General features: G+C 68.9%; 30 protein-coding genes. 22 read left to right on the plus strand and 8 right to left on the minus strand.

Annotated elements, in window-relative coordinates:
• Window positions 1–339 precede the first annotated feature (339 nt).
• A complete protein-coding gene (locus tag AC1DHY_RS07575) occupies window positions 340–771 on the plus strand; it encodes a LexA family protein (protein ID WP_476880611.1) in 432 nt (143 codons plus the stop codon).
• Window positions 772–806: 35 nt separating this feature from the next.
• Window positions 807–2,096 (plus strand): Y-family DNA polymerase, encoded by a 1,290-nt coding sequence (locus tag AC1DHY_RS07580; RefSeq protein WP_476903415.1) that lies wholly within the window; start codon window positions 807–809, stop codon window positions 2,094–2,096.
• 39 nt (window positions 2,097–2,135) lie between these two features.
• Here AC1DHY_RS07580 and AC1DHY_RS07585 read toward each other — a convergent pair whose 3' ends face one another.
• Window positions 2,136–3,068 carry an AfsR/SARP family transcriptional regulator gene (locus AC1DHY_RS07585; protein WP_476878669.1) on the minus strand — a complete coding sequence of 311 codons (933 nt, stop codon included), beginning with the start codon at window positions 3,066–3,068 and terminating at the stop codon, window positions 2,136–2,138.
• 497 nt (window positions 3,069–3,565) lie between these two features.
• Here AC1DHY_RS07585 and AC1DHY_RS07590 point away from each other — a divergent pair, with 497 nt between their 5' ends.
• Genes AC1DHY_RS07590 through AC1DHY_RS07600 form a run of 3 tightly spaced genes read left to right on the plus strand, consistent with a single transcriptional unit; the run spans window position 3,566 to window position 5,274 of the window.
• Window positions 3,566–4,006 (plus strand): cupredoxin domain-containing protein, encoded by a 441-nt coding sequence (locus AC1DHY_RS07590; RefSeq protein WP_476878670.1) that lies wholly within the window; start codon window positions 3,566–3,568, stop codon window positions 4,004–4,006.
• Window positions 4,003–4,464, plus strand: a complete 462-nt coding sequence (locus tag AC1DHY_RS07595; RefSeq protein ID WP_476903416.1) for a hypothetical protein — start codon at window positions 4,003–4,005, stop codon at window positions 4,462–4,464. Before AC1DHY_RS07590 ends, AC1DHY_RS07595 begins: the two co-directional genes overlap by 4 nt.
• Window positions 4,465–4,518: 54 nt before the next feature.
• Window positions 4,519–5,274: a CDP-alcohol phosphatidyltransferase family protein gene (locus AC1DHY_RS07600; protein ID WP_476903417.1), complete on the plus strand. Its 756-nt coding sequence runs from the start codon at window positions 4,519–4,521 to the stop codon at window positions 5,272–5,274.
• On the opposite strand, the gene ligD is transcribed toward AC1DHY_RS07600, so the two are convergent.
• On the minus strand, window positions 5,271–6,293 hold the full coding sequence (ligD, locus tag AC1DHY_RS07605; RefSeq protein WP_476878673.1) for a non-homologous end-joining DNA ligase: 1,023 nt from the start codon (window positions 6,291–6,293) through the stop codon (window positions 5,271–5,273). The genes AC1DHY_RS07600 and ligD overlap by 4 nt on opposite strands.
• 53 nt (window positions 6,294–6,346) lie before the next feature.
• Window positions 6,347–7,630 (minus strand): class I SAM-dependent methyltransferase, encoded by a 1,284-nt coding sequence (locus AC1DHY_RS07610; protein WP_476878674.1) that lies wholly within the window; start codon window positions 7,628–7,630, stop codon window positions 6,347–6,349.
• Window positions 7,631–7,778: 148 nt separating this feature from the next.
• Here AC1DHY_RS07610 and AC1DHY_RS07615 point away from each other — a divergent pair, with 148 nt between their 5' ends.
• From AC1DHY_RS07615 to AC1DHY_RS07635, 5 genes are read left to right on the plus strand one after another with little or no spacing between them, the layout of a single operon-like run.
• A complete protein-coding gene (locus AC1DHY_RS07615; RefSeq protein WP_476878675.1) occupies window positions 7,779–8,129 on the plus strand; it encodes a hypothetical protein in 351 nt (116 codons plus the stop codon).
• On the plus strand, window positions 8,116–8,841 hold the full coding sequence (locus tag AC1DHY_RS07620; RefSeq protein WP_476878676.1) for an alpha/beta hydrolase family protein: 726 nt from the start codon (window positions 8,116–8,118) through the stop codon (window positions 8,839–8,841). The genes AC1DHY_RS07615 and AC1DHY_RS07620 overlap by 14 nt, the downstream gene beginning before the upstream one ends.
• Window positions 8,825–9,046, plus strand: a complete 222-nt coding sequence (locus tag AC1DHY_RS07625; protein WP_476878677.1) for a hypothetical protein — start codon at window positions 8,825–8,827, stop codon at window positions 9,044–9,046. Before AC1DHY_RS07620 ends, AC1DHY_RS07625 begins: the two co-directional genes overlap by 17 nt.
• Window positions 9,047–9,056: 10 nt before the next feature.
• The gene (locus AC1DHY_RS07630; protein ID WP_476878678.1) at window positions 9,057–9,797 is read left to right on the plus strand and encodes a class I SAM-dependent methyltransferase; all 741 of its coding nucleotides are present in this window, start codon (window positions 9,057–9,059) and stop codon (window positions 9,795–9,797) included.
• A gap of 36 nt (window positions 9,798–9,833) precedes the next feature.
• Window positions 9,834–9,971: a hypothetical protein gene (locus AC1DHY_RS07635; RefSeq protein ID WP_476878679.1), complete on the plus strand. Its 138-nt coding sequence runs from the start codon at window positions 9,834–9,836 to the stop codon at window positions 9,969–9,971.
• 31 nt (window positions 9,972–10,002) lie between these two features.
• Here the strand turns inward: AC1DHY_RS07635 and hrpB are convergent, their stop codons facing one another.
• Complete coding sequence (hrpB, locus tag AC1DHY_RS07640) at window positions 10,003–12,642, minus strand: ATP-dependent helicase HrpB (protein WP_476903418.1); 2,640 nt, start codon at window positions 12,640–12,642, stop codon at window positions 10,003–10,005.
• Between the two features lie 114 nt (window positions 12,643–12,756).
• On the opposite strand from hrpB, the gene AC1DHY_RS07645 reads away from it, so the two are divergent.
• The 5 genes from AC1DHY_RS07645 (at window position 12,757) to AC1DHY_RS07665 (ending at window position 16,440) form a co-directional block, all read left to right on the plus strand.
• Window positions 12,757–13,026, plus strand: coding sequence for a hypothetical protein (locus AC1DHY_RS07645; protein ID WP_476878681.1), 270 nt, complete (start codon window positions 12,757–12,759; stop codon window positions 13,024–13,026).
• A 380-nt stretch (window positions 13,027–13,406) separates the two neighbouring features.
• Complete coding sequence (locus AC1DHY_RS07650; protein ID WP_476903419.1) at window positions 13,407–14,450, plus strand: NAD(P)-dependent alcohol dehydrogenase; 1,044 nt, start codon at window positions 13,407–13,409, stop codon at window positions 14,448–14,450.
• A 244-nt stretch (window positions 14,451–14,694) separates the two neighbouring features.
• A complete protein-coding gene (locus tag AC1DHY_RS07655; RefSeq protein WP_476878683.1) occupies window positions 14,695–15,195 on the plus strand; it encodes an N-acetyltransferase family protein in 501 nt (166 codons plus the stop codon).
• A 48-nt stretch (window positions 15,196–15,243) separates the two neighbouring features.
• Window positions 15,244–16,179, plus strand: coding sequence for a hypothetical protein (locus AC1DHY_RS07660; protein ID WP_476878684.1), 936 nt, complete (start codon window positions 15,244–15,246; stop codon window positions 16,177–16,179).
• 111 nt (window positions 16,180–16,290) lie between these two features.
• The gene (locus AC1DHY_RS07665) at window positions 16,291–16,440 is read left to right on the plus strand and encodes a DUF7340 domain-containing protein (protein WP_476878689.1); all 150 of its coding nucleotides are present in this window, start codon (window positions 16,291–16,293) and stop codon (window positions 16,438–16,440) included.
• Between the two features lie 15 nt (window positions 16,441–16,455).
• Here the strand turns inward: AC1DHY_RS07665 and AC1DHY_RS07670 are convergent, their stop codons facing one another.
• Window positions 16,456–16,830 carry a winged helix-turn-helix transcriptional regulator gene (locus AC1DHY_RS07670; protein ID WP_476878685.1) on the minus strand — a complete coding sequence of 125 codons (375 nt, stop codon included), beginning with the start codon at window positions 16,828–16,830 and terminating at the stop codon, window positions 16,456–16,458.
• 101 nt (window positions 16,831–16,931) lie between these two features.
• Between AC1DHY_RS07670 and AC1DHY_RS07675 the strand changes: the two genes are divergently transcribed.
• From AC1DHY_RS07675 to ggt, 3 genes are all read left to right on the plus strand, one after another.
• A complete protein-coding gene (locus AC1DHY_RS07675) occupies window positions 16,932–17,795 on the plus strand; it encodes an NAD(P)H-binding protein (protein ID WP_476878686.1) in 864 nt (287 codons plus the stop codon).
• Window positions 17,796–17,903: 108 nt separating this feature from the next.
• A complete protein-coding gene (locus AC1DHY_RS07680; protein ID WP_476878687.1) occupies window positions 17,904–18,389 on the plus strand; it encodes an NUDIX hydrolase in 486 nt (161 codons plus the stop codon).
• Between the two features lie 82 nt (window positions 18,390–18,471).
• The gene (ggt, locus tag AC1DHY_RS07685; RefSeq protein WP_476903420.1) at window positions 18,472–20,298 is read left to right on the plus strand and encodes a gamma-glutamyltransferase; all 1,827 of its coding nucleotides are present in this window, start codon (window positions 18,472–18,474) and stop codon (window positions 20,296–20,298) included.
• Between the two features lie 72 nt (window positions 20,299–20,370).
• Here ggt and AC1DHY_RS07690 read toward each other — a convergent pair whose 3' ends face one another.
• The gene (locus AC1DHY_RS07690; protein ID WP_476880447.1) at window positions 20,371–20,886 is read right to left on the minus strand and encodes a mycothiol transferase; all 516 of its coding nucleotides are present in this window, start codon (window positions 20,884–20,886) and stop codon (window positions 20,371–20,373) included.
• Window positions 20,887–21,120: 234 nt separating this feature from the next.
• Here AC1DHY_RS07690 and AC1DHY_RS07695 point away from each other — a divergent pair, with 234 nt between their 5' ends.
• The 3 genes from AC1DHY_RS07695 to AC1DHY_RS07705 are packed head-to-tail and all read left to right on the plus strand — an operon-like array spanning window position 21,121 to window position 22,407.
• Window positions 21,121–21,540, plus strand: coding sequence for an arsenate reductase ArsC (locus AC1DHY_RS07695; protein WP_476880446.1), 420 nt, complete (start codon window positions 21,121–21,123; stop codon window positions 21,538–21,540).
• A 44-nt stretch (window positions 21,541–21,584) separates the two neighbouring features.
• Window positions 21,585–21,941 (plus strand): hypothetical protein, encoded by a 357-nt coding sequence (locus AC1DHY_RS07700; RefSeq protein WP_476880445.1) that lies wholly within the window; start codon window positions 21,585–21,587, stop codon window positions 21,939–21,941.
• 37 nt (window positions 21,942–21,978) lie between these two features.
• Window positions 21,979–22,407 (plus strand): SRPBCC family protein, encoded by a 429-nt coding sequence (locus AC1DHY_RS07705; RefSeq protein WP_476880444.1) that lies wholly within the window; start codon window positions 21,979–21,981, stop codon window positions 22,405–22,407.
• A gap of 104 nt (window positions 22,408–22,511) precedes the next feature.
• Here the strand turns inward: AC1DHY_RS07705 and AC1DHY_RS07710 are convergent, their stop codons facing one another.
• Both AC1DHY_RS07710 and AC1DHY_RS07715 read right to left on the minus strand, forming a co-directional pair.
• Window positions 22,512–23,492, minus strand: coding sequence for a TIGR03086 family metal-binding protein (locus tag AC1DHY_RS07710; RefSeq protein WP_476903421.1), 981 nt, complete (start codon window positions 23,490–23,492; stop codon window positions 22,512–22,514).
• Window positions 23,482–23,883 carry an ArsR/SmtB family transcription factor gene (locus AC1DHY_RS07715; protein ID WP_476903422.1) on the minus strand — a complete coding sequence of 134 codons (402 nt, stop codon included), beginning with the start codon at window positions 23,881–23,883 and terminating at the stop codon, window positions 23,482–23,484. Before AC1DHY_RS07715 ends, AC1DHY_RS07710 begins: the two co-directional genes overlap by 11 nt.
• Window positions 23,884–24,109: 226 nt before the next feature.
• On the opposite strand from AC1DHY_RS07715, the gene AC1DHY_RS07720 reads away from it, so the two are divergent.
• The gene (locus AC1DHY_RS07720) at window positions 24,110–25,753 is read left to right on the plus strand and encodes a metallophosphoesterase (RefSeq protein ID WP_476903423.1); all 1,644 of its coding nucleotides are present in this window, start codon (window positions 24,110–24,112) and stop codon (window positions 25,751–25,753) included.
• Window positions 25,754–25,804 lie beyond the last annotated feature (51 nt).

The raw sequence follows: 25,804 nt of genomic DNA on the forward strand, positions 1-25,804 counted from the left end.
CCGTGTCGCCGGCCCGGACTGTATATGTCGCCGCTCCGTCCGGGTTCGGCACAAACGCACCCGGGCTCCCAGCTGGGGGGACGTTGCCCCCGGACGTCGAGGACTGCACCGGCTCGAATCACGGCGGACCTGTTGAAGGACCTCGGAACCACCGGAGTGATACCGAATTCGTGCGCAACCATGTCCCCCGAATCGCCGTCGGCGCAGGTGTATTGCGTGGGGAGGCGCGTCCTGCCCCTGGTTCGCCGGGGCCCGCGATTCCGATTCCGCAGGGCCGGTCAAATGTCGGCGCCCGGGGCTACCCTTTATTCGAAGATATATTCGAATAAAGGGTGTGTTGTGAGCGTTGTTGTTGGTCCCCGCGTGATAGATGCGGGCGCGTCCTTGCTGTCGGTCCTGATCTCGCCGGTCGCTGTTGCGGCCGGATACCCGTCGCCGGCTCAGGACTACTTCGACGGCCGGATCGACCTCAATGAACACCTGATCAAGGACATCACCAGTACGTACGTCGTCCGGGTGTCGGGGGACTCGATGGAGGGGGCCGGAATCAGCGACGGCGATGAGTTGATCGTGAACCGGGCGCTGGCACCGCGTGACGGATGCGTCGTCGTCGCCGTCCTCGACGGCGAGCTCACGGTCAAGCGTCTCCGCATCACCGCCTCCGGCGTGGTGCTGCAGGCAGACAACCCGCGCTACCCGGACATCCGGGTCCCGGCCCTGTCCGACCTCGTCGTCTGGGGCGTCGCCACACGCTGCCTGCACCATGTCTGAACCTGAACGGGTGCCCGAGCAGGAAGGTTGGTGTGATGATTGAACCCCGGTCCGGCGGCAGCATCGCCCTCGTGGACGTGAACTGTTTTTATGCCAGCGCCGAACGCGCCTTCGACCCCTCCCTGGAGGGCCGGCCCGTCGTCGTCCTGTCCAACAACGACGGCTGCGCCGTCACCCGCTCCCCCGAAGCGAAGGCACTCGGCATCCCGCTGGGCGAACCGTGGTTTAAGCTCGCTCCGCGCGCCAAGGAGTGGGGGCTGGTGGCCAAGTCCAGCAACTATGAGCTCTACGGCGACATTAGCGCCCGGGTCATGGAACTCCTGGGGCGGTATTCGGCCTGGCTGGAGGTCTACAGCATCGATGAGGCATTCCTGGGAGTCACCGGCGGCCCCGCCGAGCTGCAACGCCTGGGGCACGCGATGAAGACTGCCGTCCGCCGCAACGTCGGCGTCCCGGTCTGCATCGGCATCGCCGGCACCAAGACGCTGGCCAAGCTGGCCAACAAGTGGGCCAAGCACAACCCGGCGTTCGACGGCGTCTGCCACTGGGAGGCCGTCCCGGCCGAGCGCCAGGCGCAGCTCATGGCGGACCTGTCCGTGATCGAGCTCTGGGGTGTGTCGACCCGCCTGACCAAACGCCTGAATGCGATGGGGATCCGGTCCGTCCTGGACCTGGCCCGGGCCGACCCCGTGACCATCAGGGACCGCTTCTCGGTGGTCCTCATGCGTACCGTCCTCGAGCTGCAGGGCACCCGGTGCATCCCGCTGGAGGAGGAGCGCGTCGGCCGCGACCAACTGATCTTCAGCCGATCGTTTGCCACCCCCGTAGGAAACCAGGCGGGAATGCGCCAGGTCCTGGGCCTCTACGCCCAGCAAGCCAGCGCCCGGCTCGCCAAGCACGGGTTGCAGGCAAAGCTGCTCACCGCTTTCGCCGCTACGTCCTACTACAACCCGCGGGACAGCTCCTATCCGTCGGTATGCGTCCCGCTCCCCATGCCCACGGCTGACCCGGTACTGCTGGCACGCGCGGCCTACGCCCTGCTCCCCCGGATCGGCGACGGCATCAAGTACGCGCGGGCCGGGATCATGGTCACCGACCTGCGCCCCACCGCCAACCAGGCCCCGCTGGCCCTGTTCGAGAACCCGCACGAGGAACGCGGCATCGGACCCCTGGTGGAGGAGATCAGCCGCAGATACGGCCGGGGATCCATCGGCCTGGGTCACGGAGGCATCCGCGGCGGCCCCGACTGGACCATGAAGCGTGACATGTTGTCACCGCGCTACACAACGCACTGGGATGAACTCCCCGTGGTCCGGGCGGCCTGACGGTGGGTGCCAGCACCCGGACCCCGGCCACCGGCCACGTCACACCGCGGCCCGGACCCGCTGGAGGAAGGAATCCAGGATTCGTCCGGCGTTCTGGTGCAGCCGGTCATCGGTCCCCGCACCCTGCGACCCCGGGTTGTGCAGCCAGCCGCCAAGGAACAGCAGGGCCGACAGCACCTCGGAGAGCTCCGAATCGGCCTCGGCGTGCTGCCGCAAGAGCCGCAGATGCGCGGCCTGGAGGGCCGGTCCCGGCGGGCAGGCGAGGTCTCGGTCGAAGAGACGGCGGCAGCGGTCGTAGGCGGAGAGACCCTCGGCGGGCAGGCCGGCGAGTTCGTAGGCCTCCACCAGCACCATCCAGGCCCGTTCGTTCAGGGGCTCGGACCGGATGGCCGCTTGTGCCCAGTTGATCGCCTCGTGGGGGCGCCTTAGCGCCGTTGCCGCCTCGGCAGCGGCGAGCATCGCGGCAACCCGTTCGGCATGCTGCCGCGCGCGGGCCTCGTCCGCCCAGTCAGCGACGAGCTCGAACCCCAGCAGTGGCTCGGCCGAGAGCGCCAGCGCCTCGACCAGCACCGGGTAGGCGTCTTCCGGGGCGGCCGTCGCCGCGGCATTGAGCAGGCAGCGGAAACGCATGAGGTCAAGGTCCACCAGGTGCGGATCCAGCAGATACCCGCTGTTGGCGGTCCGGAGCGGACCGGACTTGGTCTGCCCGGGCTGGATCGCCCGGCGGAGCCCGCTGATGTAGCTCTCCAGCGTCGCTACGGCCCCGTCGCTGGCGCTCGGTCCCCACAGGATCTCGATCAACTGCGTCTTTGAGACCGGGGTGCCGAGGTTCAGCAAGAGAATTTCGAGGATGTGGCGTGGTTTGCAGCCGCCGAGGTCCGCGGCTGTCAGCGCGACGCCGTCGCGCCGGATTTCCAGTGCTCCGAACAGCCGGACCGTTATGGCTGTATCTGCTCCCGGCAAGGTCTGCACGATGTTCTCCGATTCCCCAGGCAACGATTCAGAACGCGGCTCCACAAGTGTCGAGCTGAGGCCGAGAGAAACACCCCGGTGACCTTCAGTGCGGACTGAAACCCGACCAGCTTTCCGGCCTCTGCCAGCCACCGTGGCACGCGGACCAAGCGCCCAACAAGGCGGGGCAACTACCCGACTTTCGGGATGCCGAAAGTTGGGTACGGGCGGCAAACCAGTGAGTAAGCGCCCGCGAACACGGGCAGGTAATTTCTTTTTTGGCCCAAGTAGGGCCCGGCCCGAAGTGAGTCCCGGCCAGTACCCGGCCAACCTCACCTGCAACTTGCGCGATCACGCCAACCACGTAGTCCACGGCCTCCTGCAGCCCAGGATGGGAACACGCTGAACACCGCCTGCAGGGCAGCTGGAAACTCCGCGCCGCCCGGGCCAAACGGGAGCAGAATGGGAGCAGCCGGTCAACTTCTGCGGCCAGCAGATCCATGGTTTAGGGGTGCCCCATGAACACCAGAAATGTGCGCGCCACGCTAGTCCTGGCGGCGGTCCTGGTGGCCGCCCCGGGATGCTCGTCCGGGGGAAGCGGGGCATCACCGGCCGCCACGTCCGCGGGCGGCCCCTCGGCGACGGCCAGTATGCCCATGGGTTCGGGAAGTGCTCCGGGTACAGCCGCGCCGGGCAGTGCGACGGCAGGCCCGTCGGCCATCACGATCAAGGACTTTGCCTACGGCACCCCCCTGGTGGTCGCCGCAGGCACGCCGGTGACCATCACCAACATGGACAGCGCCGAACACACGGTGACCGCCGACGACGGCGCGGCGTTCGACGTCGACGTCAAGGGCAGCGGTGGTACAGCGAGCTTCACGGCGCCCTCCAAGCCGGGCACGTATACCTATCACTGCACCTTCCACCCCGGCATGCACGGAACGTTGACAGTCCAATGAGCGCTTCAGTCCGCGGCGGGGCGCCGGCCCGGAGGCGGGGACGCGGCGTTGGCCTGCGGTTACTGACAGCGGCGGCCCTCCTCGTCGACGCAGTGGTGCACATCCACTTGGCTCCCGGCTACCAGGCGGGGTCGCCGCAGGGCATTGGCCAGGGCACACTTTTCCTGCTCGAATCCGGTGCGGCGGTGCTGGCCGCACTGGCCGTCTTAGTGCGCGGCAGCCGGGCTGCCTACGCCTTCGCTTTCCTCGTGGCGCTCAGCGCGTTCGCCGCCGTCGTGGTTTACCGCTACGTCGATCTGCCGGCGTTCGGCCCGTTCCCGGCCATGTACGAGCCCGTCTGGTACTTCGAGAAGTCGCTGAGCGCCGTCGCCGAGGGTGCGGCGGCCGTGTTCGCCGGCCTCGGCGTCGCCCGGGCCGGCAGCGTGGCCCGCGCACAGGGCCCGCGGCCGGTGCCCTGACCGGCTGCAGGACCCAACCGGACGCCGCGTTGTTAGCATGGTGCCGAGGTGACCATGCCAAGCAGAATTTCCCGCCGCGCCGAGGCCGATGTGACCGTGGCCGCAGCCGCCTACCTTGCGTCGGCCGGCTGGCTCGCCGCGCTGGCCTCGCCCGCGGTTCCCGCCGGGATGCTGGCCGTGGCGGCAGGCGCGGCTGTGCTGGCGCGAATCGCCGGCATCGTCCTGCTGCGCGAACCCCGCGTGTGCACCCCGGCCGACCGTGTCACCCTGATCCGTGCAGTCCTCGTGGCCTGCTGTGCGGCGCAGGCTGTGCTGGACGTCGCCGGCGGCCACGCCCCGGGTTGGCTTCTTGTGGTGCTCGGCGCCTGCGCCTTCGCGCTGGACGCCGTCGACGGCCCCGTGGCACGGCGCACCAGGACGGCGTCGCCGGCGGGCGCGCGGCTGGACACCGAGACCGATGCGGCCCTGACCCTGGTGCTCTCCTGCGCCGCCGCGGCGGTCTTGGGCGGTTGGGCGCTGGTGACCGGGCTCCTCTACTACGGGTTTACCGCCGCTGGCGCCGTCCGGCCGGGCTTGAGAGGGGTCCTTCCGGTGTCACCCCTGCGGAAGGTGATCGGCGGGCTCCAGCCGCTAACCCTGCTGCTGGCGTTGACCCCCGGCGTGCCGCCCGGGCCCGGCACCTCGGCACTCCTGGTGGCTTTGGGGCTCTTGCTGTTCTCCTTCGGCCGTGACGCGGCCGCACTGGAGCGGATGCACCGTGCCCGTCCCGTTCCCGGCCGCCCCGTTAGCGCCCGCGGGGGCCGACGCTAGGCTTTGGTCCGGGCACGGCTGGGCTGCACGCGCGGCGGTTCACCGGGCATCTTCGGGAAGTCCGGCGGGAAGGGAAGCTCGCCGAGGCCCGCGGAGAGGTCACGCTCCCACCACCCCAGCAGGGTGTCGATGGTGCCGGGGTTCGTGTGCATGTCCGCCCAGGGATCCCCGACGGATTTGAGCCGGGCGGGGACGGTGGCCACGGTGAAGTCCTGCGGGTCGGCGCTGTCCAGTTCCTCCCACTCCAGCGGACAGGACACGGTGGCGGCCGGCAGTGCCCGGGGGCTGTACGCGCCGGCCATGGTCCGGTCGCGGTTGGCCTGGTTGAAGTCCACGAAGATCCGGCTCCCGCGTTCCTCCTTCCACCAGGCGGTGGTGACCTGCTCCGGCATCCGGCGCTCAAGTTCGCGGGCTGCGGCGATCACGGCGTGCCGGACCTCAAGGAACTCATGCGCCGGCTCAATCGGGGCAAAGACGTGCAGGCCCCGGTTGCCCGAGGTCTTGATAAAAGCGGTCAGCCCGGCCTCGGCCAGGACGGCTTTCAGCTCACGTGCGGCGGGGACGGCGTCCCGGAAGCTGGTACCCGGCTGCGGGTCAAGGTCGATCCGCAGCTGGTCCGGGTTATCCGGGTTCCCCGCCCGGGAGGCCCACGGATGAAAGACGACAGTGTTCATCTGCACCGCCCACACGGCGGCGGCAACCTCCTCGATCACCAGTTGCGGGTGGGACCGGCCGCTCGGGTAGACCACATCCACGGCGCCGACATAGTCGGGGGCGCCCTTAGGCGGGTTCTTTGAAAAGAACTGTTCGCCGTCGATGTCCCCGGAGAACCGCTGCAGCGTGATGGGGCGGCTGCCGTTGGCGGCCAGGAACGCCTCTCCCACGGCCATCATGTAGTGGGCGAGATCCAGCTTGGTCAGCCCGGCCCCGGGCCACAGCAGCCTGCTGGGACTGGAGATCCGGACGTCCCGGCTGCCGTGTGGTCCGTCGACGCTGACCGTGGTTTCTTCCCTTGCCATGAGGACAAGCTACCCCCGGGCACGGCACAACAAAAGACTGGCCGCCCGGGTCTTCAGAGCCAGGCCGACCGGCGCAGCGGTGGTTCGGTGCCTCCGGCGCGCCGCACCAGGACCTGGTTGACGCCGGTGGTCCCGGCCTCGAAACCCAGCGCGCTCGCAGCCATGTAGAGGCGCCAGACCCGGGCCCGTCCTAGGCTGCTGGTCCGCACCGCCTCGTCCCAATGGCTTTCCAGGTTCTGCACCCACGCCCGGAGGGTCAGCGCATAGTGCGGGCGCAGCGCCTCGACGTCGAGCACCTCGAAGCCGCCGCCCTCCAGGGCGCCCACCATCTCGGCCAGGCTGAGCATCTCCCCGTCCGGGAAAACGTAGCGCGGGATAAACGAATCCGGATCCTCAGCGTTGGGGCCTGCGTTCCAGGAGATGGCATGATTCAGCAGCCGGCCGCCCGGCCGCAGCAGCCCGTGCAGCCGGGAGACGTAGTGGCCCGTCTGTTCGCGGCCGACGTGCTCCGACATGCCGATGGAGCTGATCGCGTCGTAAGGGCCGTCGTCCACGTCGCGGTAGTCCTGGATCCGGATGTCGACCCGGTCGGTGAGGCCCGCCTCCGCGACCCGTTTCCGTGCCAGCTCGGCCTGTTCCGCGGAGAGGGTGACCCCGACGACGTCGGCCCCGTAGCGTTCGGCGGCGTGTATGGCGAAACTGCCCCAGCCGCAACCGACGTCGAGCACCCGCATGCCCGGGCCCAGCCCCAGTTTCCGGCAGACGAGGTCGAGTTTGGCTTCCTGGGCCGCGTCCAGGCCGGTGGCGGGGTCGTCCCACACGGCGCAGGAGTACACCAGCGACGGACCCAGGACAAGCGCGTAGAAGTCGTTGCCGACGTCGTAGTGGTGTGAAATGGCGGCAGCATCACGCTTCCGGGAGTGGCGCCGGCCCTTCCGTGCCACCCGGGCTTCTTCGGGGGGCGGGGCCGGGTTCGGTCCCAGCGCGCCGAGCCGCACCGCCGTGGCGGCCAGCGCTCCGAGTTCACGCAGGGTGGGGCGGCGGAAGGGCCCCGGCTGGGCGAACTTCCCTGCCGAGCTGAGCGCGGTGAAACTCGAGAAGATGTCCCCGGGCGCCTCGATGTCACCGGCGACGTACGCACGGCTGAGGCCCAGCTGGCCGGGTGCATACAGGATGCGCCGGAGCGCCCGCCGGGAGTGGAACACCAGCAGCGGGGCGCCGTCGGGTCCGGCCTCCGAGCCATCCCAGGCGCGCAGCCTGAGCGGGATATCCCTGGTTCCGAGCACGATGGCCAGTGCCCCGGCCAGCCGGCTCGCGGCCCCTCCTGGAGTCGACATGGTCCTTCCTCTCACCAGACGGCGTGTCCACCCCAATCTATTGGCCGGCCGCGCCGCGGAACAGGGGCCGGACGTCCCGTGTTCGCGTGCCCGGGGTCCCGGGTGCCCGCGCTGGTGCCGGGTCTCCGCCGTCGTTAGGCTGGCTCCTATGGCTGAGGCATTTACATCCCTGGTGGACACGTTCCGGAATGTGGGGGTCTCCCGCGCCTACGGGGCTCCCGTGCAACTTGGCGGCGAAGAACTGGTACCCGTGGCCCTGGTGTCGTTCGGCTTTGGCGGCGGCAGCGCGCCCGCCTCCGACGACGCCCCGGCCGGGGCAGGCGGGGGTGGCGGCGGCTTCGTACTCCCCCTCGGGGTCTACGCCGCCGGGCCCGGCGGAGGCGTGGGGTTCCGGCCCAACCCGGTGGCCCTGCTGCTCGCACTGGCGCCGGTGGTCTGCGCGGTGGGGCTCTCCGTCCGGGGGCTGGCACGGCGCGGGATCCTGCATGGCCGCCACTGAGGAGCAGCTGAGCATCGACGTCGACGGGTCCGCCGTGACGGGCATATACGCCCGGCCGGCCCGGGCCGTCGCGACGCTGGTGGTGGCGCACGGGGCAGGTGCCGGCATGGAGCACCCCTTCCTGCGCGGCTTCACCGCAGCCTTGAACGACGCCGGCATCGCCACGCTGCGCTTTAACTTCCCGTACCGCGAGGCGGGCCGGAAATTCCCCGACCGACCACCGGCAGCCGTTGCTGCCTGGCGGGCGGCGATGGACGCCGCCGCCGCCCGGTCCGAGGGCGAACCCCTGTGGGCCTGCGGCAAATCGTTCGGCGGCAGGATGGCCTCCATGGCAGTCGCCGAGGGCATGCCCGCCGCGGGACTCATCTACCTGGGCTATCCGCTGCATCCGCCGGGGAAACCGGAAAAGCTCCGCGATGAGCACCTCTACGGCATCACCGTCCCGATGCTGTTCCTCCAGGGCACCAGGGACACGTTCACTACCCCTGGACTGCTGGGGTCTGTAGTGGCGCGCATCGGTTCCGGCGCGGTCCTGCAGTGGGTGGAAGGCGGCGATCATTCGTTCGCCGTGGCCGGCAGAAAGCAGTCGGCGGAAGAAACCGGGGCCGGTCTGGCACCGGCGGCGGCGGGCTTCATCGCCCGGCACAACGCGGCAGCGGTTCCCAGAACGGCTCTTAGGCTGAAAGATGGTGTCCATGAGCAAACCACATGAAGCGTCGCGCCGCGTTGAATCCGACAGCCCCGAGGCCGTTACCACCGCCGTCCGTGAGGCCACCCGCGAACTGCGGGATGAGCTTCAACGCGACGGCATCGAGGTCAGCTTCCAGGACCTGGCCCTGCTGGGCCACTCCGAGTCCTGGGACGGGGAAGGCCAGCGCTGGGTCCACGTCGCGTGGGACGGCGCCGAGGCCGGGTAGCCCCTGACCCGTGACCGACTATGACCCGCGCCTGGTGCAGCTGTACGACGACGACAACCCGGACGGCCCCGACCACGACTACTTCCGGGCCCTCGCGGACCACCTCGAAGCACGCACCATCGTGGACCTGGGCTGCGGCACGGGGATCCTGACCGTCACGTTCGCCCAGGCCGGCCGCGCCGTGGTCGGCATCGACCCCTCCGCGAACATGCTCGCCTTTGCCCGCTCCCGGCCCGGTGCGGAGTCAGTGACGTGGCGGCTGGGCACTTCCGGCGCCATCGGCAAGGCTGAGGCGGACCTTGTGGTGATGAGCGGAAACGTCGCCCAGCACCTGACCGGCGCCGTCTGGCACGAGGCCCTGCGCGATATCTGCCGGGGGCTCCGCCCGGGAGGGGTGCTGGCCTTCGAGAGCCGCAATCCGGGCGCCCGCGCCTGGGAGGCCTGGACCCGGGAGGAGACTTTCCGTTCCCGTACCACCCCGCTGGGCCACCTGGCGGAATGGTACGAAGTCACCTCGGCCACGGACTCCGGCGAGGTGACGTTCAGCAGCCACACCCTCCTGACCGTCCCGGGCGCATCCGCCGCCGAGCGCATCACGGAGGAGTCCACCATCACGTTCCGCAGCCGGGACACCGTCCTGGCCGACCTCGCCGCCGCCGGGTTCGCCACGGCCGAGCCCTGGGGCGGGTGGCGGCGCCAGCCGCTGCAAGCAACCAGCCCGCTGATGGTGTTCGAGGCGAGACGGCCGTAGGTATCCGGCGGCGAGCCGCCTGATTAAGATGCTGGCATGGCCGCCAAACTTTTCGCCACCGGCATCATCGAACCCGAAAGCACCCCCTGGGGTGCCCGGCGGGCGAGGGTGATGGACCCGCAGGGTCAGGAGTGGAGTGTAGGGACGTACGAACCCGGGGTGGCCCGGACCTGACCGGCCCGGCGGCCGCCTCTCCGCCGGCACCTCACATCCGGCTTTTGACCTTCGCGGTGGCGGGGGCAGTCCAGGGATCCTCCGGCCACGGATGCTTGGGATAACGGCCGCGCATCTCCGCGCGGACCTGGGCGTACGGGCCGGACCAGAAGGAGGCCAGGTCATCGGTGACGGCGAGCGGCCGCCGCGCCGGAGAGAGCAGGTGGAACAGCACCGGAACTCTGCCCTCCACCAGCCGCGGGGTCCGGTCCCAGCCGAACACTTCCTGCAACTTAACCGCGACGACAGGCCTGCCGCCGTCGTCATCGGCTTCGGGGTAGTCGATCCGGATCCGCGAACCGCTGGGGACCTCCAGCGTCTCCGGCACCAGGTCAGCCAGCCGGGCGGCCTCCGGCCAGGGCAACAGCCGCCGCAGCGGGTCTGCCAGGCTGATGCTGCTGGTCGCCGCACCGCCGGCCAGGGCCTCAATCTCCGGTGCCAGCCAGTCGTCCAGCCGCGCCAGCAGCGCGGGTTCGGAGACATCTGGCCAGGGCGCCCCGAGTTCGCGGTGCAGCAGGGCCAGCCGCCGGCGCAACGCCTCAGCAGCCGCTGACCAGCCGATGGTCCGGAGTCCGGTGCGGGCCAGGGCCCGTGCCACGGCGGTGCGGCCTTCCGCTGCGGACGGCCGCACCGGCGTCGAGGAGAGCACGATGGCGCCGAGGCGCCGTTCCCGGCGTGCGGTGACCTTGCCGTCGCCGAAGGCGGCTTCCACGGCGTCGGTCAGGAGGTGCCGGGCGGCAGTCTCCGCGGCCTCGACCGTCAGCGGGGCAGCCGACCGGATGACGGCACCGGTGCCGGCGGCCCCGTGTCCGTCCGCACGCGAGACCTCGGCAATGGCCAGCCATTCGTGGCCGGCGAGGCGGCTCCCGCCAGGCAGGGCCGCCCGGGTACCGGAGGAGAGCAGATACCGCTCCCCCGGCCCGGCCACCTTTCGGGCCACCCGGTCCGGGAAGGCCAGGGCCACTACGAATCCGACGCTTTCCGGACCGACGCCGGACACGCCGGGCGCTGTCCCTGTGGCGGGCGCCGCCTGCCGCCCCAGGGTTTCCATCCGCCGCACATCATCTGCCCAGCGGGCCGAGCCCGCGGCTTTGCCGGACCGCAGGGTGGAGATCAGGCCGGGCAGGTCGGCCCCCGGCGCCCGTTCGGCGCCGGAAACGGCGGCGACGGTCTCGGCAGCGGTGCGGGAACCCACTCCGGTTGTGCCGTCGAGCAGCGCCCGGGCGAGCCGCGGGTCTGCCGGGACCCGCGCCAGAGTCTTGCCGAGCTCGGTAGCCTGTCCGTCGGGCCCGACGGCCCCGAGTTCGGTGAGCACCTCGACTGCTTCGTCCATCGCGGCCGCGGGCGGGGCATCCGGGAGCGCCAGCCCGCGTCCGCCGGGCGATCCCCAGCAGGCCAGGACCAGGGCTGCGCCGGTGAGGTCGGTAACGGCGATTTCGGGGGTCTGGTGGGCCGCAGCCGCGCCGTAACTCTTCTGGTCGTAGCAGCGCACCACCCGGCCCGGCCCCAGCCGGGCCGCCCTGCCGGCGCGCTGGTCGGCCGAGGCGCGCGAGCAGGACACGGTTACCAGCCCGGTCATACCTCGTCCGGCGTCCCGCCGTGGTTCGCGGGCCAGCCCCGAGTCCACCACCAGGCGCACGCCAGGCACGGTCAGCGAGGATTCGGCGAGGGCGGTGGAGACGATGATGCGGGCAGGTTCGCCGGGGCGGCGGCCCGAAACGGCCCGGTCCTGCATGGCAGCACCCACCTGCCCGTGGAGTTCCAGCACTTCCGCCGCGGACCGGCCACGTAGTCTGGCCGCGACGTGGGAGACCTCACGGGCGCCCGGAACGAACACCAGGGCATCGATGTCCTCCCCTCCGGCCTGAGCGGCGGCGTGGGCGTCGGCCGCCGTGTCCGCGACGTGGTCCAGGAAGGCCCGCGTCACACCGCGGGGGTCCAGGCGGGGACCCGGCGGCGGTGCCCACCGGACCTCGAGGGGGTACAACGAGGACGGACACCCGACCACCGGGGCTGCGCTGCCGGCGTCGTCGGCCAGCAGCGCTGCAAACCGCGGAGCGTCCAGCGTCGCGGACATGGCGACCACCGTGAGGTCTCCGCGCAACTGGCGCACCTCGGCGAGCATCCCGAGGAGCAGGTCCGTCTCCAGCCCCCGCTCGTGGACCTCGTCGAGCACCACCGCGCCCGTGCCTTCGAGCCCCGGGTCGGCCAGCAGGCGGCGCAACAGAATCCCGGGCGTCACAAATTCAACCCACGTCTGCGGTCCGGCCTGCCGCTCACCGCGGACCGTGTAGCCAACGCGCCCGCCCAGCGGGCCGCCGTCGAGCGCCGCCAGCCGCCGCGCCGCGGACCGCGCAGCGACCCGGCGGGGCTGCGTGACCACCACGCGCGGGACGATTCCAGTGCCGGTTCCCGTGCCACGCTGCTGGGCCAGGTTGGCGAGCAGCGGCGGCACGAGCGTGGTTTTGCCCGTGCCAGGTGGCGCCTCAACGACGGCGGCCTTGCCCGCGGCGTGGTCCCCCAGCGCGGCCGCCAGCTGGCCGAGGGAGCCGCCGAAAGCCAGGCCGGACCCGATCGCGTCCAGGTCGAAGGGCCGTTGCGCCGGGATACGGCCGGTAGGTGCGGGAGTCACGCCTCCATTGTCCCCTGCCCCGACCGCCCGCACCCCCGGACCGCACCGCCGAGGCCACGGCAGCACGGAAACTACGGAAGACTGGAAGTTCCCAATCATGAAGGTGGAAACGCAATGATCAATCTCCAGCAGAATGCCGAGGGGTTCATCCGGATGAACCGGCACTTCCCGGCCAGCAGCCCCGTCACCATCACCTTCGCCGACGGGTCCTCCGAGGAATTCACCGGACGCCAGCTGAACGCGGCCTATGACCAGGCGCTCGCGGAGTTCCGGGCGCAAAACCACCTGGACGCCAAGGGTTTCTCCCGGGCGCCGAAGAAGCGGGTCGACTCCGGCAACAAGATCGAGTTCGTCCGCGTCCGCCCCGGCCTGGCGGAGCAGTAACGGCTGCGGAGCAGTAACGCCCGGTTCAGCAGACGTCCGGCCCCGGCCGTAGCTCCAGTCAGGTCCAGGGGTGTCCTGCCGGTACATGCATCAGCAGTGACTCCCACGCTGCGTTGCAATGCGGTTGGCTTGAAGCATGGGCATCCACGCGACCAACTTTTGCCGCCACCGGGCACCGACCTGAAATTGGCCCAGCCTGGAAAAGTGGTCGCTCCCGGCGGAACAAACCGGCTCCGCGGGGTGTTGGCCACTACTGTGGCGGCGGACGATCCGCGACCCGGCCGCCCGGCGGCGGCCGCAGGGGCACCCGAGGTGCCCGTCCGCCACGACCATCCCTCTCCCCCACGACCCCAACTCTCAACGACTCATACTGGAGAAAAATGCTTACCGTAAACTCTTACGCTGCCCCGTCCGCCACTGAGGACCTCGTCCCCACCAAGATCCAGCGCCGGGACGTCGGCCCGAACGATGTCCTGATCGAGATCAAGTTCGCGGGCATCTGCCACTCAGACATCCACACGGTGCGCGGCGACTGGGGACCGCAGTCCTACCCGCTCGCCCCCGGCCACGAGATCGCCGGCATTGTGACCGAAGTCGGCTCCGCAGTCACCAAGCACGCCGTGGGCGACCGCGTCGGCGTCGGCTGCATGGTGAACTCCTGCGGCGAGTGCGTCAACTGCCAGGCCGGCGAGGAGCAGTACTGCCTCAAGGGCAACACCGGCACCTATGGCGCCGTGGACCGCGACGGCACCATCACCCAGGGCGGTTACTCCACCCACGTCGTCGTAACCGAAGACTTCGTCGTCAGGATCCCGGAGGGCATCGAGCTCGACGTCGCAGCGCCCCTGCTGTGCGCCGGCATCACCACCTACTCGCCGCTGCGCCACTGGAACGCCGGCCCCGGCAAGAAGGTCGCGGTTGTCGGCCTGGGCGGCCTCGGACACATGGCCGTCAAGATCGCCCACGCCATGGGCGCCGAGGTCACCGTGCTCTCGCAGTCCCTGAAGAAGCAGGAAGACGGCCTGAAGCTGGGCGCGGACCACTACTACGCCACCAGCGACGAGAACACCTTCAGCGAGCTCGCCGGCAGCTTCGACCTCATCATCAACACGGTCAGCGCCTCGATCGACATCAGCTCCTACCTCCAGCTGCTGAGTCTGGACGGCACCCTGGTCAACGTGGGCGCCCCGGCCGAGCCGCTGCCGGTCAACGCGTTCGCCCTGATCGGCGGCCGGCGTTCCTTCGCCGGCTCAATGATCGGCGGCATCCGCCAGACCCAGGAGATGCTGGACTTCTGCGCCGAGCACCACCTCGGCGCCGAGATCGAGGTCATCCCGGCCGAGAAGATTAACGAGGCCTACGAGCGCGTCCTTGCCTCGGACGTGCGCTACCGCTTCGTCATTGACACCGCGACCCTCGTCTAGCCGGTACTCCCAGCGTGGACTGAGATCGCACCTAAGGCCCGGTGCCGCGGATTCGCCGCGGCACCGGGCTTTTGTGTGCCCGGCGCCCCCGCCGGGAACCCCACATGGCCAGCAACCGTTAACCCCTTCACTGGCTTTCCCGACGCCTGAATATCACCGTCCGGAAACGCTGCCGCAACACAACGGGAGCACGCTGGAAGGGACGCCCCGTGGCGTCGTCGTTGCAAGAGAGAGCAGGGCCGCCGTGAATCCCTTGATCATCCTGACCGCAGCCACCGGACCCAGCGACGGCGGGCGCCCCGGGACGGCCATCCGCCCGATCCGCGCCTCCGACCTCCCGGAGCTGGCCGAAATGTACAAAGACTCCTACGCGGACAGCCTGCCGCAGCCGGCGGACCGGGCGGTCGGCTGGATCGATGCGCTGCTCGGCGGGGCGCAGGGCCGTCACGTTGCGGAGGCCTCCGCCGTCAAAGCCGGACCCGACGGCCAGCTCGCGGCCGCCATTATCGTGACAGAGCCCGCGCCCGGGACGGCAGGCGACTGGGACACCGTCATCGCCGAGCTCTTCACCCACCCGGACCACCGCCGCCAGGGCCTTGCCGAGGAACTGCTGGGCCATTGCCTGTACACGCTCCACAGCCTGGGCCGGGAGCGGGTCGCGGTCACGGTGGACAGCGGCAACTCGGCGGCGCTGGCCCTTTATCTCTCCCGGGACTTCCGCCGGACGGCCGACGACGACGGTTAGGTCCGGCGCCCCCTGCCCGCCTGCCGACGCCGGTGCTAGCTTGGCCGGATGGACGTCCTAGACTGGCTGCTCGATTCCGACCCCGCCCTCCGCTGGCAGGTCCAGCGCGACCTGGCCGCCGCCCCGGAGGAGGTCTACTCCGCCGAGCGCGCCCGGATCCACGCTGAGGGCTGGGGTGCCCGCCTGCTCGCCCTGCAGGGCGCGGACGGGCAATGGGACGGCGGCACGTACTTTCCGGACCCGTACGACAATTCCGAACCAGGCCAGCCCTGGACCGCCACCACGTACAGTCTTTTGCTGCTTCGGGACTTCGGGCTCGACCCTTCGAGCGGGCCTGCCCGTGCCGCCGTCGGCCGCGTCCACAGGCTCAGCCGCTGGGAGGAAGCCGGGCAGCCCTTCTTCGATGGCGAAGTGGAGCCTTGCATCAACGGCATGGCGGTAGCTTTGGGGTCCTACTTCGGCCACGACGTCGACGGCATCGTGGCCCGGCTCCTCGATGAGCAGCTCGACGACGGGGGCTGGAACTGTGAGGCGGAACGGGGCTCCGTCCGTTCCTCGTTCGACACCACCATCAACGTCCTGGAGGGGTTGCTCGAGTACACCAAGGCCGGCGGAGGTGCCCCCGGGGTGGCGGCGGCCCGGCAGCGCGGGGAGGAGTACCTGCTCGAACGCGGCCTGCTGCGCCGCAAAAGCACCGGCGCGCTGATCAATCCGGCATGGCTGCAGTTCTCCTACCCGACCCGCTGGCGCTACGACGCCTTGCGCGGCCTGGATTACTTCCGGGCCGCGGGCCGGGTCCCGGACAGCCGGATGGCGGAAGCCCTCGACGCGGTCCGGTCGAAACGGCAACCCGACGGCACCTGGCCCCTGGAGAACACCCATCCGGGACGAACCCACTTCCCCCTGGACGCGGGCGACGGCCGTGCGAGCCGCTGGAACACGCTGCGGGCGCTGCGGGTGCTGGGCTGGGCCGGACTGTCCTAGGCATTTTCACTCGTCCGGTATTTGTAACTTCGATGGAAATATGGCTAGATTTGGAGGACTGTTTCGACGTTCTTGGGGGGACATATGAACAAGGCGCAACGCCGCGCGCACATGGAGCCGCCGTGTCCGGACTGCGGTGCGAGGGTGGTGCCGACATGGAGGGACGACCGCGTGTCCACCGCCGGCCAGCCCGACTGGCAGGTTGATGCCCGGCAGTGCAGCAGCCAGGCCTGCGGGAAGTATGACCCCCGGAACTGGTGACAGCCGGGCTTGGGGCTACCTGCCGCCGATGATCTCCTCGGCGTTCTCCTGCACCCAGCCAAAGAGGGGCATCAGGTGGCCGGTGAGTTCCCGGCCCCGTGGCGTCAGGCTGTAGTCCACCCGCGGCGGAATGGTCGGCCGGGCTTCGCGGTGCACCAGTCCGTCGCGTTCCAGGGTTTTGAGCGTCTGGGCCAGCATCTTTTCACTGACGCCCTCGGCCCTGCGGCGCAGCTCGCTCCAGCGCTGCTGGCCGTCCGCGAGTGCCACCAGGATCAGGACGCCCCACTTGCTGGTCACGTGGTCCAGGAGGGTCCGGCTGGGACAGTTGGCGGGAAAGACCGCCCCGCCGGCGGCCGCAGGGGCCTGCGGGGAGTCAAAACTTACCGTCACGTTGGTGCCTTACTTTAAAGTGCGTACTCTCTGTTGGGAAGTTTAGCGCAGGCAGGGTGGTTGTGCATTCCGGAAGATCAACCACGTGAAAGGACCTCCCCATGAGCATCGTCGTTACCGGCGCCACCGGACAGCTGGGCCGCCTCGTCATCGAATCCCTGCTGGAGCGCGGCGTCCCCGCCGGACAGATTGTCGCCGCCGGCCGCGCTACCGAGCGGCTGGCCGACCTCGCCGGCCGCGGCGTCCAGGTCAAAACCATGGACTACGACGACGCCGCCACGGTCGCCGAGGCACTGAAGGGCGCCACGAAGGTGCTGCTGATTTCCGGCAGCGCCGTCGGCCAGCGCGTGGAGCAGCACCGCGCCGTGATCGACGCCGCGGCAGCCGAGGGCGTCGAACTCCTTGCCTACACCAGCATCGCCAACGCCGACACCACGGGCATGAAGCTGGCCGCCGAACACCAGGCCACCGAGGAACTGCTGGCAGCCTCCGGACTCCCCCACGTCCTCCTGCGCAACGGCTGGTACCTGGAGAACTACACCGAGCAGCTTCAGGGCACCCTCGCACAGGGCGCCTTCGCCGGCAGCGCCGGGGAGGGCACGGTCAGCGCCGCGGCCCGCGCGGACTATGCCGAGGCGGCCGCCGCCGCGCTCCTGGCAGACGGCCAGGCCGGAAAGGTCTACGAACTCGGCGGCGACTCGGCCTTCTCCATGGCCGAACTGGCCGCCGAGATCGCAGCGGCGAGCGGGCAGCCCGTCACGTACAACAACCTGCCCGCGGACGACTACGCTGCCCTGCTTGCCGGATTCGGCGTGCCGTCGGACTTCGCCGGAATCCTCGCGGATTCGGACCTGGGCATTGCCCGCGGTGATCTCCACGTCAGCAGCACCGCCCTGAGCCAGCTGATCGGCCGGCCAACCACCGCCATGCCTGCCGCCGTCGGCGCGGCCGTCTCGGCCCTGTAGGCCTCCGGGAGGGGTGCCGGCCCGGCACCCCTCCGTCGCCGGCTCGGCTTGCCATCGCGCCGTCAGCCGTCGACGATGGTCCGGAGCGGGCCGCGGAAGGGAGGCGCCATGAGCGTTCAAAGCGCAGGGCTGCTGCTGTACCGCCGTGCTCCCGGCTCCCCGCTGGAAGTCTGGATCGCCCATATGGGCGGACCCTTCTGGGCCCGCAAGGACGCCGCTGCCTGGTCCATTCCGAAGGGCATCTTCACTGCGGACGAAGACGCACTGGCGGCCGCCCGGCGGGAGTTCACCGAGGAAATCGGCACGCCGCCGCCCGACGCGGAGTATTTCCCGCTGGGCAGCTTCCGTCAGGCCTCCGGAAAAGTCGTTACGGTCTTCGCGGCAGAGACCGATTTCCACCCGGCGCGAATTGCCAGTAACACCTTCCCGCTGGAGTGGCCCAAGGGATCAGGGAACGTGCGCAGCTTCCCGGAAATCGACGACGCCGCCTGGTTCAGCGTGCCAGAGGCGAGGATCAAGCTGGTCCGGGGACAACAGCCGCTTCTGGATGCACTCCTGCGGCACTTGGAGATCACGGGATCCCCGCCTTTGTGACAGCGTTCCATTGAAGTGTCACAAGGCGCCCAAGTAGTGTGACAGACATTGTCAGCTCACATGACCGACCCCGGGAGCACCCATGCAACATGTTGGACGCCGATTGTCCGCCCTCACAACCGCACTGGCACTGGGGGTGGCCGGCGGCGCCGTCGCCGGTCCCGCGTCGGCGTCGCCCCGCGAAACCGGGAAGACCGCCACGGCCACGGGGTACGGTGGCGCCGTGAGCACCGTGGATCCCGAGGCATCGGCCGCGGCCATCGAGGTGCTCCGCAAGGGCGGCAACGCCGCAGACGCCGCCGTGGCCGCGGCGGCCACCCTTGGGGTGACCGAGCCCTACAGCGCCGGGATCGGCGGGGGCGGCTACTTCGTCTACTACGACGCGAAAACCGGCAAGGTCGGCACCGTTGACGGACGTGAAACGGCACCGGCCGCAATGCCCCACGACGCCTTCATCTACCCCGCCACAGGCCAGCCCTACCGGTTCACCCCGGAACTGGTCACCAGCGGCGTCGCCGTCGGAGTGCCCGGGACGCCCGCCACCTGGGAACGGGTCCTCGGCCGCTGGGGAAGCCTCAGCCTGGGTGATGCGCTGCGCCCAGCGATCAAGGTAGCCACCCGCGGATTCGTCGTCGACAAGACCTTCCGGCAGCAGACCCTCGACAACAAGGCCCGCTTCGCCGCTTTCCCCGCGACCCGCGCCCTTTTCCTCCCCGGCGGGGACGCTCCCGCCGTCGGCAGCGTGTTCCAGAACCATGACCTTGCCGCCACATACCGGCTGCTCGCAAAGCAGGGAACGCCCGGATTCTACCGCGGATCCCTCGCCGCCGACATTGCGGCCACCGTGCAGTCACCGAAGAAATCCCGGGACACCACGCTTCCCGTTCCGCCCGGATACATAACGACGGCGGACCTCGCGGCCTACCGCGCGCTGGACCAGGATCCGACGCACGTGAACTACCGGGGACTGGACGTCTTTGGCATGGCGCCGTCCAGCAGCGGCGGCACCACTGTCGGCGAGGCACTGAACATCCTGAATCCGTCCAACCTCGCCGGGATGACCCAGGCCGGCACCCTCCACCACTACCTCGAGGCAAGCGCCTTGGCGTTCGCCGACCGCGGCAAGTACGTGGGTGACACCGCGAAGGTGAAGGTCCCAACGGCGGCCCTCACCGATCCGGTGTTCGGCAAGGAGCGGGCGTGCCGGATCGACCCGAGGCACGCCGCCGACAAGCCCGTGGCCCCGGGCGATGTGAGCGCGTACGACGGCGTGTGCCCGGCGACGAGCGTCCCGGCCGCGGACGAGAAGGACACCGAAAACATTTCGACCACCAACCTGACCGTGGCGGACAAGTGGGGCAACGTAGCCGAGTACACCCTCACCATCGAACAGACCGGCGGTTCCGGCATGGTGGTGCCCGGCCGCGGGTTCCTGCTCAACAACGAAATGACTGACTTCTCCACCGTCTACGACGCGAAGGATCCGAACCGGATCGAACCCGGGAAGCGGCCCCGCTCCTCGATGGCGCCCACCATCATCCTCAAGGACGGGGACCCGTTCCTGGCGCTCGGCTCCCCCGGCGGATCAACGATCATCACCACGGTCCTGCAGACCATCCTCAACCGGGTGGACCTGGGCATGACCATTTCGGAGGCGATCGCGGCTCCTCGCGCCGCTCAGCGGAACACCACCAAGGTCACCGCCGAGCCCGGGTTTATTTCGGCGTACGGCGGCGAGCTGGCCCCGTACGGGCACCAGTTCACCCCGTCCGGGGACGCCTTTACGTCGGCCGCCGAGATTGGCGCGGCAACGGCCATCGAGTTCGGGCCCGGCGGCCGCCTGGTCGCCGCGGCCGAGCCGGTGCGGCGCGGCGGCGGTTCGGCAATGGTCCTTAGCCAGTCGCGCTAGGACCGGGGCGTCACAGGGCCGGGGCGTAACAGGGCCGGACCGCCATAGGGCCGGGGCGTCCACGCCCCGGCCCTAGCCGCGGGAGGCGGCGGGGCCCAGGCCCTTGACATACATGGCCTGCCCGGCGTGCTGGAGGCAGTCGGCGAGCATACTTACCAGGCGCACGCCAAGGGTCACCGGAGGGTTCCAGCGCTTATCGATGACGCGGTCCAGGTCTTCCTCGCCGAGATCCTTCAGGAAGTCAGCGGTCTGACGGTGGACGGCGTCGTAATACTCGCCCAAGAGCCCTGGATCGGCCCGGACGCTGTCCACCTCCCCGGAGGTGTGCCCGTAGCCGGTGTCACCCGAGGACAGCGGCAGGTCGAATCGTTCAGCGAACCCTTGGGACGTCCACACCTGCTCAAGCCCGGCCGCGGCGGCGAGCTGCGCGTCCTCACCCCGGCTCAGGTGCCACACGAGCCAGACAATCGGGTTCCCGGTCCCGGCCGGCCGCCGGACCAGAGTGTCGGCGTCGATCCCGTCCAGCGTTGCCCTCACTACCTCGTGGACCCGGCCGAACCCGTCCAGCAGCACTTCGTTGGCTTTCATTGCGTCCCCTCCGGTGCGTTCATGGCGCTGGTTCTGTCGCTGAACCCATGCTTGCACGCAGCCCGACCGACGGAAAGGTATCTGGGCCAGCGCCGCACCGCCGTCGTGCGCCACAGTTTTGTGGCCGCAGCCTGGATGGCCCGGAACGGTGGCACCCCGGGTGCGGTACGGTTGGTTGGCCCGGCGTCAGTGGCAATCCACCCGCCGGCATCCCCAGCTTTTCGAGGAGATCCCATGGCTAGTGACGCCAGCCCGAAACCGTCGGTCCTGTTCGTCTGCGTGCACAACGCCGGGCGGTCGCAGATGGCCGCCGCGTTCCTCGCCGCCCTCTCCGATGGGGCGATCGAGGTCCGCTCCGCAGGCTCACAGCCCGCGGACCAGGTCAATCCAGCCGCCGTCGAAGCCATGGCTGAGGTTGGCATCGACATGTCCGCCGAGACCCCCAAGATCCTCACTACCGACGCCGTGAGGGAATCCGACGTCGTGATCACCATGGGCTGCGGCGACACCTGCCCGATCTTCCCGGGAAAACGCTACGAGGATTGGGAGCTGGCCGACCCGGCGGGCCAGGGCGTCGACGCCGTCCGGCCCATCCGAGATGACATCAGGGAGCGCGTTCAGGCCCTCATCCTGTCCCTCGTCCCCGGCAACTAGCTGCCGCTGGGAGGCGCGCGGGAACCCGGGACCATAATGGACGTATGAAGACTGAGCTGCTGACGATTCCGGGTTGCCCGCATGGAGAAACGGCGCGGGCCGTGTTCAGCCGTGCGCTCGAGCTGGAAGGCGTCGGCTCCGCCGGGCTGGCCACCACGGAGATCACGTCGGATGCAGCCGCCGCGGCGGCGTCCTTTCACGGGTCTCCGTCGTTCCTCCTCGACGGAACGGATCTCTTTCCGTCGACGACGCCGCCCGCCATGGCGTGCCGGGTGTATACCACCGCGGGCGGCCTCGCAGGGCAGCCCGACCTGGAGTCCCTGCGGCTGGCCATTCGCCGCGCACGGCAGGCCGGGCCGGCCAACGGGGCGCACACCGGGCCAGAGGCCGGCGCGAGGTAGTCTCTCATCAGGTCACCGCATCCATTGAGAGGAACCCATGGCACACGCGGAGAATGAAATCACCATCGACCGTCCCGCAGCAGAGGTTTACGCGTACCTGGCGGACGGGCTGAACAATCCGGCATGGCGGAACGGCGTGCAGAGCATCGCGCTCCAAGGCGGCGCCCCTGGCGAGCCCGGCAGCGTCTACAGCCAGACCCTCACCGGTCCCCGCGGAAAGGCCATCCAGGGCGACTATCAGATCACCAGCGCCGAGCCTGGACGCCTGCTGGAGTTCAAGGTCATCGCCGGCCCGGCACGACCCACCGGCCAGTACACGCTGAGCGAATCCGGCGGCCGCACCACCGTCCGCTTCATCCTGGACCTGAAGCCGTCCGGACTGATGAAGGTCCTGGACGGGCTGATCACCAAGACGATGCAGGCCGAAGTCAGCCAGCTGCAGAACCTGAAAGCGGTCATCGAGTAGCGCTAACGCGGCCGTCCGGCATGGCAGCGGCACTCCCGGCCATGACGGCCATGACGGCCTCTCCCCTGGGGCGTTGTCACATCCCGGGAACGTGCTGAAGGAGGTCAGGCGGCGACCGAGCGCCCGGTGAACGCGATGAGGCGCTCCAGGCTGCCGGCCGTTTCCGCCACCGGCTGCGCCGTCGCGAAACTTCCGCTGGCGCGGACCTGTTCGGAGATGGTCAGCAGCGCAAGTTGTTCAACGTAGTCAGTGACAACGTCGGAGACGACCAGATTCTGGCCGGTGGCCGTCGCGAAATCCCACGCGTGCACCAGCAGTTCGAGGTTGACGATGCCGGCAACCACCGTCGCCGGGAGTTCAGCGAACCCCATATCGATGGTCCCTTCCACGCCCCGCCGGGTGAATGCCTCGAGCACGGGCTGGGCGAGGGCTGCGATGCGCACCTCGGGCGCCGTTTGGACGTCCTCGCCCAGATTGGCGCCGAGGACACCACCGATCTGCTTCAGGGACCCCGCAAGGTGTTCCAGCAGTTCGTGGGTGTTGAAGTCCTCGCACGGCGTGGGCTTTTCCCGATCCGCCGGAGTCAGCTTCCGCAGGACCCCCAACAGGACGGCCAGGGAAGCCTCGGCCGAGGTCAGCGGGTTGATGCCTTCCGGCGCTGCGGACCACTCGTCGGGCCCGGCACCCGCAGGCGACGACGTTTCGGCGATCAGGCGGTCCAGGTAGTGGTTCCAGCCCTCGGCGTGGGCCGCTGCCTGGTCGGGGGTGAGGCCCTCATGGACCAAACGCAGCGACGTGCCGTCGGCGTCGGGCTCCATGGTGATCGTTACCGTGGAGGCGCCCGGCGCCAGGTCCATGCCGGCCTCCCAGCCCCAGGTGAAGACGACGCGCTTGCCGGGTTCAATTTCAGTGAACGTCCCGGATGCATGGTTGCCGGGGGTGACGGTCCAGCGGTACTCGCCGCCCACCCGCAGGTCAACGCGGGCGGCGACGGTCTGCCAACGCCGGAGGCGTTCCGGATCGGTAATGAGGGCAAATGCTTCGTCGACGTCGACGGGCAGGTGGATGGTCTTGTCAAAGGTCATGGGAGGGTCCTTCGTCGGTTAGGGAGACGTGGGTGGGGGTGGGATGGGCAGGTGCGGGCCCGGTGGTCCGTTGCGCCGCGAGGGCGGCAGCATCTGACGCCAGCAGATCGAGCTCGTGGGTCCAGAAGCCCTCGACCAGGATCCGCAGCCGTGCCATGCCCTCGGAGTCGAGCCGGTAGTACCTGTTCCGCCCTTCTTTTCGTGCGGCCACGAGGCCCGCCTGCTGCAGCAACAGCAGGTGCTGCGACACCGCAGAACGGCTCACCGTGAATTCCGCGGCCAACTGGCTCACCGACTGTTCCTGGCGCGCCAGAAGATGCAACAGACGGCGCCGGTTGGGTTCCGCGGCGATTTCCAGGGCATCTAGCACGGTCAATACGTTAGCGGTCACTAACGCATTGAGCAAGCCGCTGGCGCTCACCGACCGTGAGGTACCGGGCCCGGGGGCAGAGAGACCCCCCATCCGCTCCCCCCTCGTAGGCCGAAGGACCGAATTCCGGTGTAAGCCAGCAGGGCATTAGGACTTTCCTCTCCCGCTACAACCAGGCGCGAAAGTTGCATTTCTATATCTTTTTCTGCGAGCACGTGGTCTAATGTGAGGAATTGGAAGAATAGGGATGACAATGGTCGCCAGAAGCTACAGATTCCGATTTTTCATATTGTTCGTCGCGGCAGCCGCGTTGATAGCCCCGGCGTCAATTTCATTCATCCAGACTTCGGTAGCCCTGGACGAAAACTCATTTACGTTTGTGCAAGTACCGGATACGCAGATGGAAGTCCTGTCGGATACTAATCCATTGCTGCCGGACAGGTACCAGTGGATAGCGAATAACGCCGCCAGCCTCAACATCAAGTTCGTCCAGCACACCGGCGACCTTGTGAATTGGGGCGTCGTGGACCCGGTTCAATTCACCCGCGCCGACCGCGCCACCCGAATCTTGGATTCTTCGGGCATCCCGTATGGCTACTCCATCGGAAACCACGACGGCGCCGCCGTCATGGCCGGAGGCTCAGCGGCGCCCGGTGACACGCGAACAAACTTGCGCGACACGAGAGTTTTCAATCAGATTTTCCCATTGAGCCGTTTCAGAAATGTTGGCGGAGTGTTTGAGCCCGGCAAAATTGACAATATGTACCAGACATTCACCGCCGCTGGTTCGGATTGGCTGGTTCTATCACTTGAAATGTGGCCACGCCAAACGGCATTGGACTGGGCAAAAGCTGTGGTGACCACCCATCCGCAACACAATGTTGTCATCAGCACCCACGCCTACATTGACCAAACGGGCGCCAGACCCACGTCCGGCAATTACGGTGACGCCAATGCGGTGACAATGTGGAATCAGCTCATTTCACAATATGACAACATCAGATTCGTTGTCAGCGGCCATTATGGAGCCTCCCCCAGCAGCTACTACTCCGAGGCCACCGGAGTGCACGGCAATAAGATCGCCCAGATTATGACGGCATATCACAGCAACTACCAGGACCAGGTTCGGCTGCTGAAAATAGATGTTGCTGCCGGGACCATATCAAGCTCGATTTATGCCCCAACGTCAATCAACGCGTCCTACCCCTCAGGCTTCCTCACCGATCAGTACTCGAACGCATCGTCCGCAGGCATGAACTGGGTTCCGTCAACAACGGCTCCCCCCACAAGCACGGCGACGCCCACCGTGACGGCCACGCCGACTGCAACGGTGACACCCACGCCGACTCCAACGGCTACCCCCACGCCGACTCCAACGGTGACGCCGACGCCTACCCCCACGCCAACACCTGCCGCGAATTTGCTCAGCAACGGCGGCTTCGAAAACACGCTCGCCCCGTTGGCGGCCTACAACAACACGTACTCCTCACTGACGTACACGCCGAACCCGGTCCGTGGGGGCACGTCCGCCGGCCAGGTTACGAGCAAGGCCTCCACACCCGGGTCGGCAGGCTTCAATTTCGGGTTGGTCAAGAATATTGCCGCCTCCACGCTGCTCAGCGGCCAGTGCTACGTGACGGCCAATGTCGCGGCCAAGTACAAAGCGCGTCTGCGCATCACGGAGCTGACGCCCACCGGCTCGGTGATACCCCAGAATGTCAGCGAGACAGTGACTGCTTCGGGCGTCAGCTCGGGCTCCTGGCAGCTTCTGTCGGTCACATACCGCAAGCAGCAGAGCGCCAACCAAGTCATTCTTTCCGCCTATTCAAATGATCTGACATCCACCAACGGCGGGCGTCTGGTGTTCGACGATTGCCAGCTGACGCAGTAGCCGTCCGGCCCGCGGAGTCCGCGCCGCCGGTCGTCGGGGCCCGGCACCGGC

Source organism: Arthrobacter sp. 05L44, from assembly GCF_056397605.1.

Excerpts from the sequence above, each read along its gene's own strand:
- AC1DHY_RS07580 (WP_476903415.1), top strand. The coding sequence starts at position 807 with ATGATTGAACCCCGGTCCGGCGGCAGCATCGCCCTCGTGGACGTGAAC.
- AC1DHY_RS07590 (WP_476878670.1), top strand. The coding sequence starts at position 3,566 with ATGAACACCAGAAATGTGCGCGCCACGCTAGTCCTGGCGGCGGTCCTG.
- AC1DHY_RS07595 (WP_476903416.1), top strand. The coding sequence starts at position 4,003 with ATGAGCGCTTCAGTCCGCGGCGGGGCGCCGGCCCGGAGGCGGGGACGC.
- AC1DHY_RS07600 (WP_476903417.1), top strand. The coding sequence starts at position 4,519 with ATGCCAAGCAGAATTTCCCGCCGCGCCGAGGCCGATGTGACCGTGGCC.
- ligD (WP_476878673.1), bottom strand. The coding sequence starts at position 6,293 with ATGGCAAGGGAAGAAACCACGGTCAGCGTCGACGGACCACACGGCAGC.
- AC1DHY_RS07610 (WP_476878674.1), bottom strand. The coding sequence starts at position 7,630 with ATGTCGACTCCAGGAGGGGCCGCGAGCCGGCTGGCCGGGGCACTGGCC.
- AC1DHY_RS07615 (WP_476878675.1), top strand. The coding sequence starts at position 7,779 with ATGGCTGAGGCATTTACATCCCTGGTGGACACGTTCCGGAATGTGGGG.
- AC1DHY_RS07620 (WP_476878676.1), top strand. The coding sequence starts at position 8,116 with ATGGCCGCCACTGAGGAGCAGCTGAGCATCGACGTCGACGGGTCCGCC.
- AC1DHY_RS07625 (WP_476878677.1), top strand. The coding sequence starts at position 8,825 with ATGAGCAAACCACATGAAGCGTCGCGCCGCGTTGAATCCGACAGCCCC.
- AC1DHY_RS07635 (WP_476878679.1), top strand. The coding sequence starts at position 9,834 with ATGGCCGCCAAACTTTTCGCCACCGGCATCATCGAACCCGAAAGCACC.
- AC1DHY_RS07645 (WP_476878681.1), top strand. The coding sequence starts at position 12,757 with ATGATCAATCTCCAGCAGAATGCCGAGGGGTTCATCCGGATGAACCGG.
- AC1DHY_RS07650 (WP_476903419.1), top strand. The coding sequence starts at position 13,407 with ATGCTTACCGTAAACTCTTACGCTGCCCCGTCCGCCACTGAGGACCTC.
- AC1DHY_RS07660 (WP_476878684.1), top strand. The coding sequence starts at position 15,244 with ATGGACGTCCTAGACTGGCTGCTCGATTCCGACCCCGCCCTCCGCTGG.
- AC1DHY_RS07665 (WP_476878689.1), top strand. The coding sequence starts at position 16,291 with ATGGAGCCGCCGTGTCCGGACTGCGGTGCGAGGGTGGTGCCGACATGG.
- AC1DHY_RS07675 (WP_476878686.1), top strand. The coding sequence starts at position 16,932 with ATGAGCATCGTCGTTACCGGCGCCACCGGACAGCTGGGCCGCCTCGTC.
- AC1DHY_RS07680 (WP_476878687.1), top strand. The coding sequence starts at position 17,904 with ATGAGCGTTCAAAGCGCAGGGCTGCTGCTGTACCGCCGTGCTCCCGGC.
- ggt (WP_476903420.1), top strand. The coding sequence starts at position 18,472 with ATGCAACATGTTGGACGCCGATTGTCCGCCCTCACAACCGCACTGGCA.
- AC1DHY_RS07690 (WP_476880447.1), bottom strand. The coding sequence starts at position 20,886 with ATGAAAGCCAACGAAGTGCTGCTGGACGGGTTCGGCCGGGTCCACGAG.
- AC1DHY_RS07695 (WP_476880446.1), top strand. The coding sequence starts at position 21,121 with ATGGCTAGTGACGCCAGCCCGAAACCGTCGGTCCTGTTCGTCTGCGTG.
- AC1DHY_RS07700 (WP_476880445.1), top strand. The coding sequence starts at position 21,585 with ATGAAGACTGAGCTGCTGACGATTCCGGGTTGCCCGCATGGAGAAACG.
- AC1DHY_RS07705 (WP_476880444.1), top strand. The coding sequence starts at position 21,979 with ATGGCACACGCGGAGAATGAAATCACCATCGACCGTCCCGCAGCAGAG.
- AC1DHY_RS07710 (WP_476903421.1), bottom strand. The coding sequence starts at position 23,492 with ATGACCTTTGACAAGACCATCCACCTGCCCGTCGACGTCGACGAAGCA.
- AC1DHY_RS07720 (WP_476903423.1), top strand. The coding sequence starts at position 24,110 with ATGACAATGGTCGCCAGAAGCTACAGATTCCGATTTTTCATATTGTTC.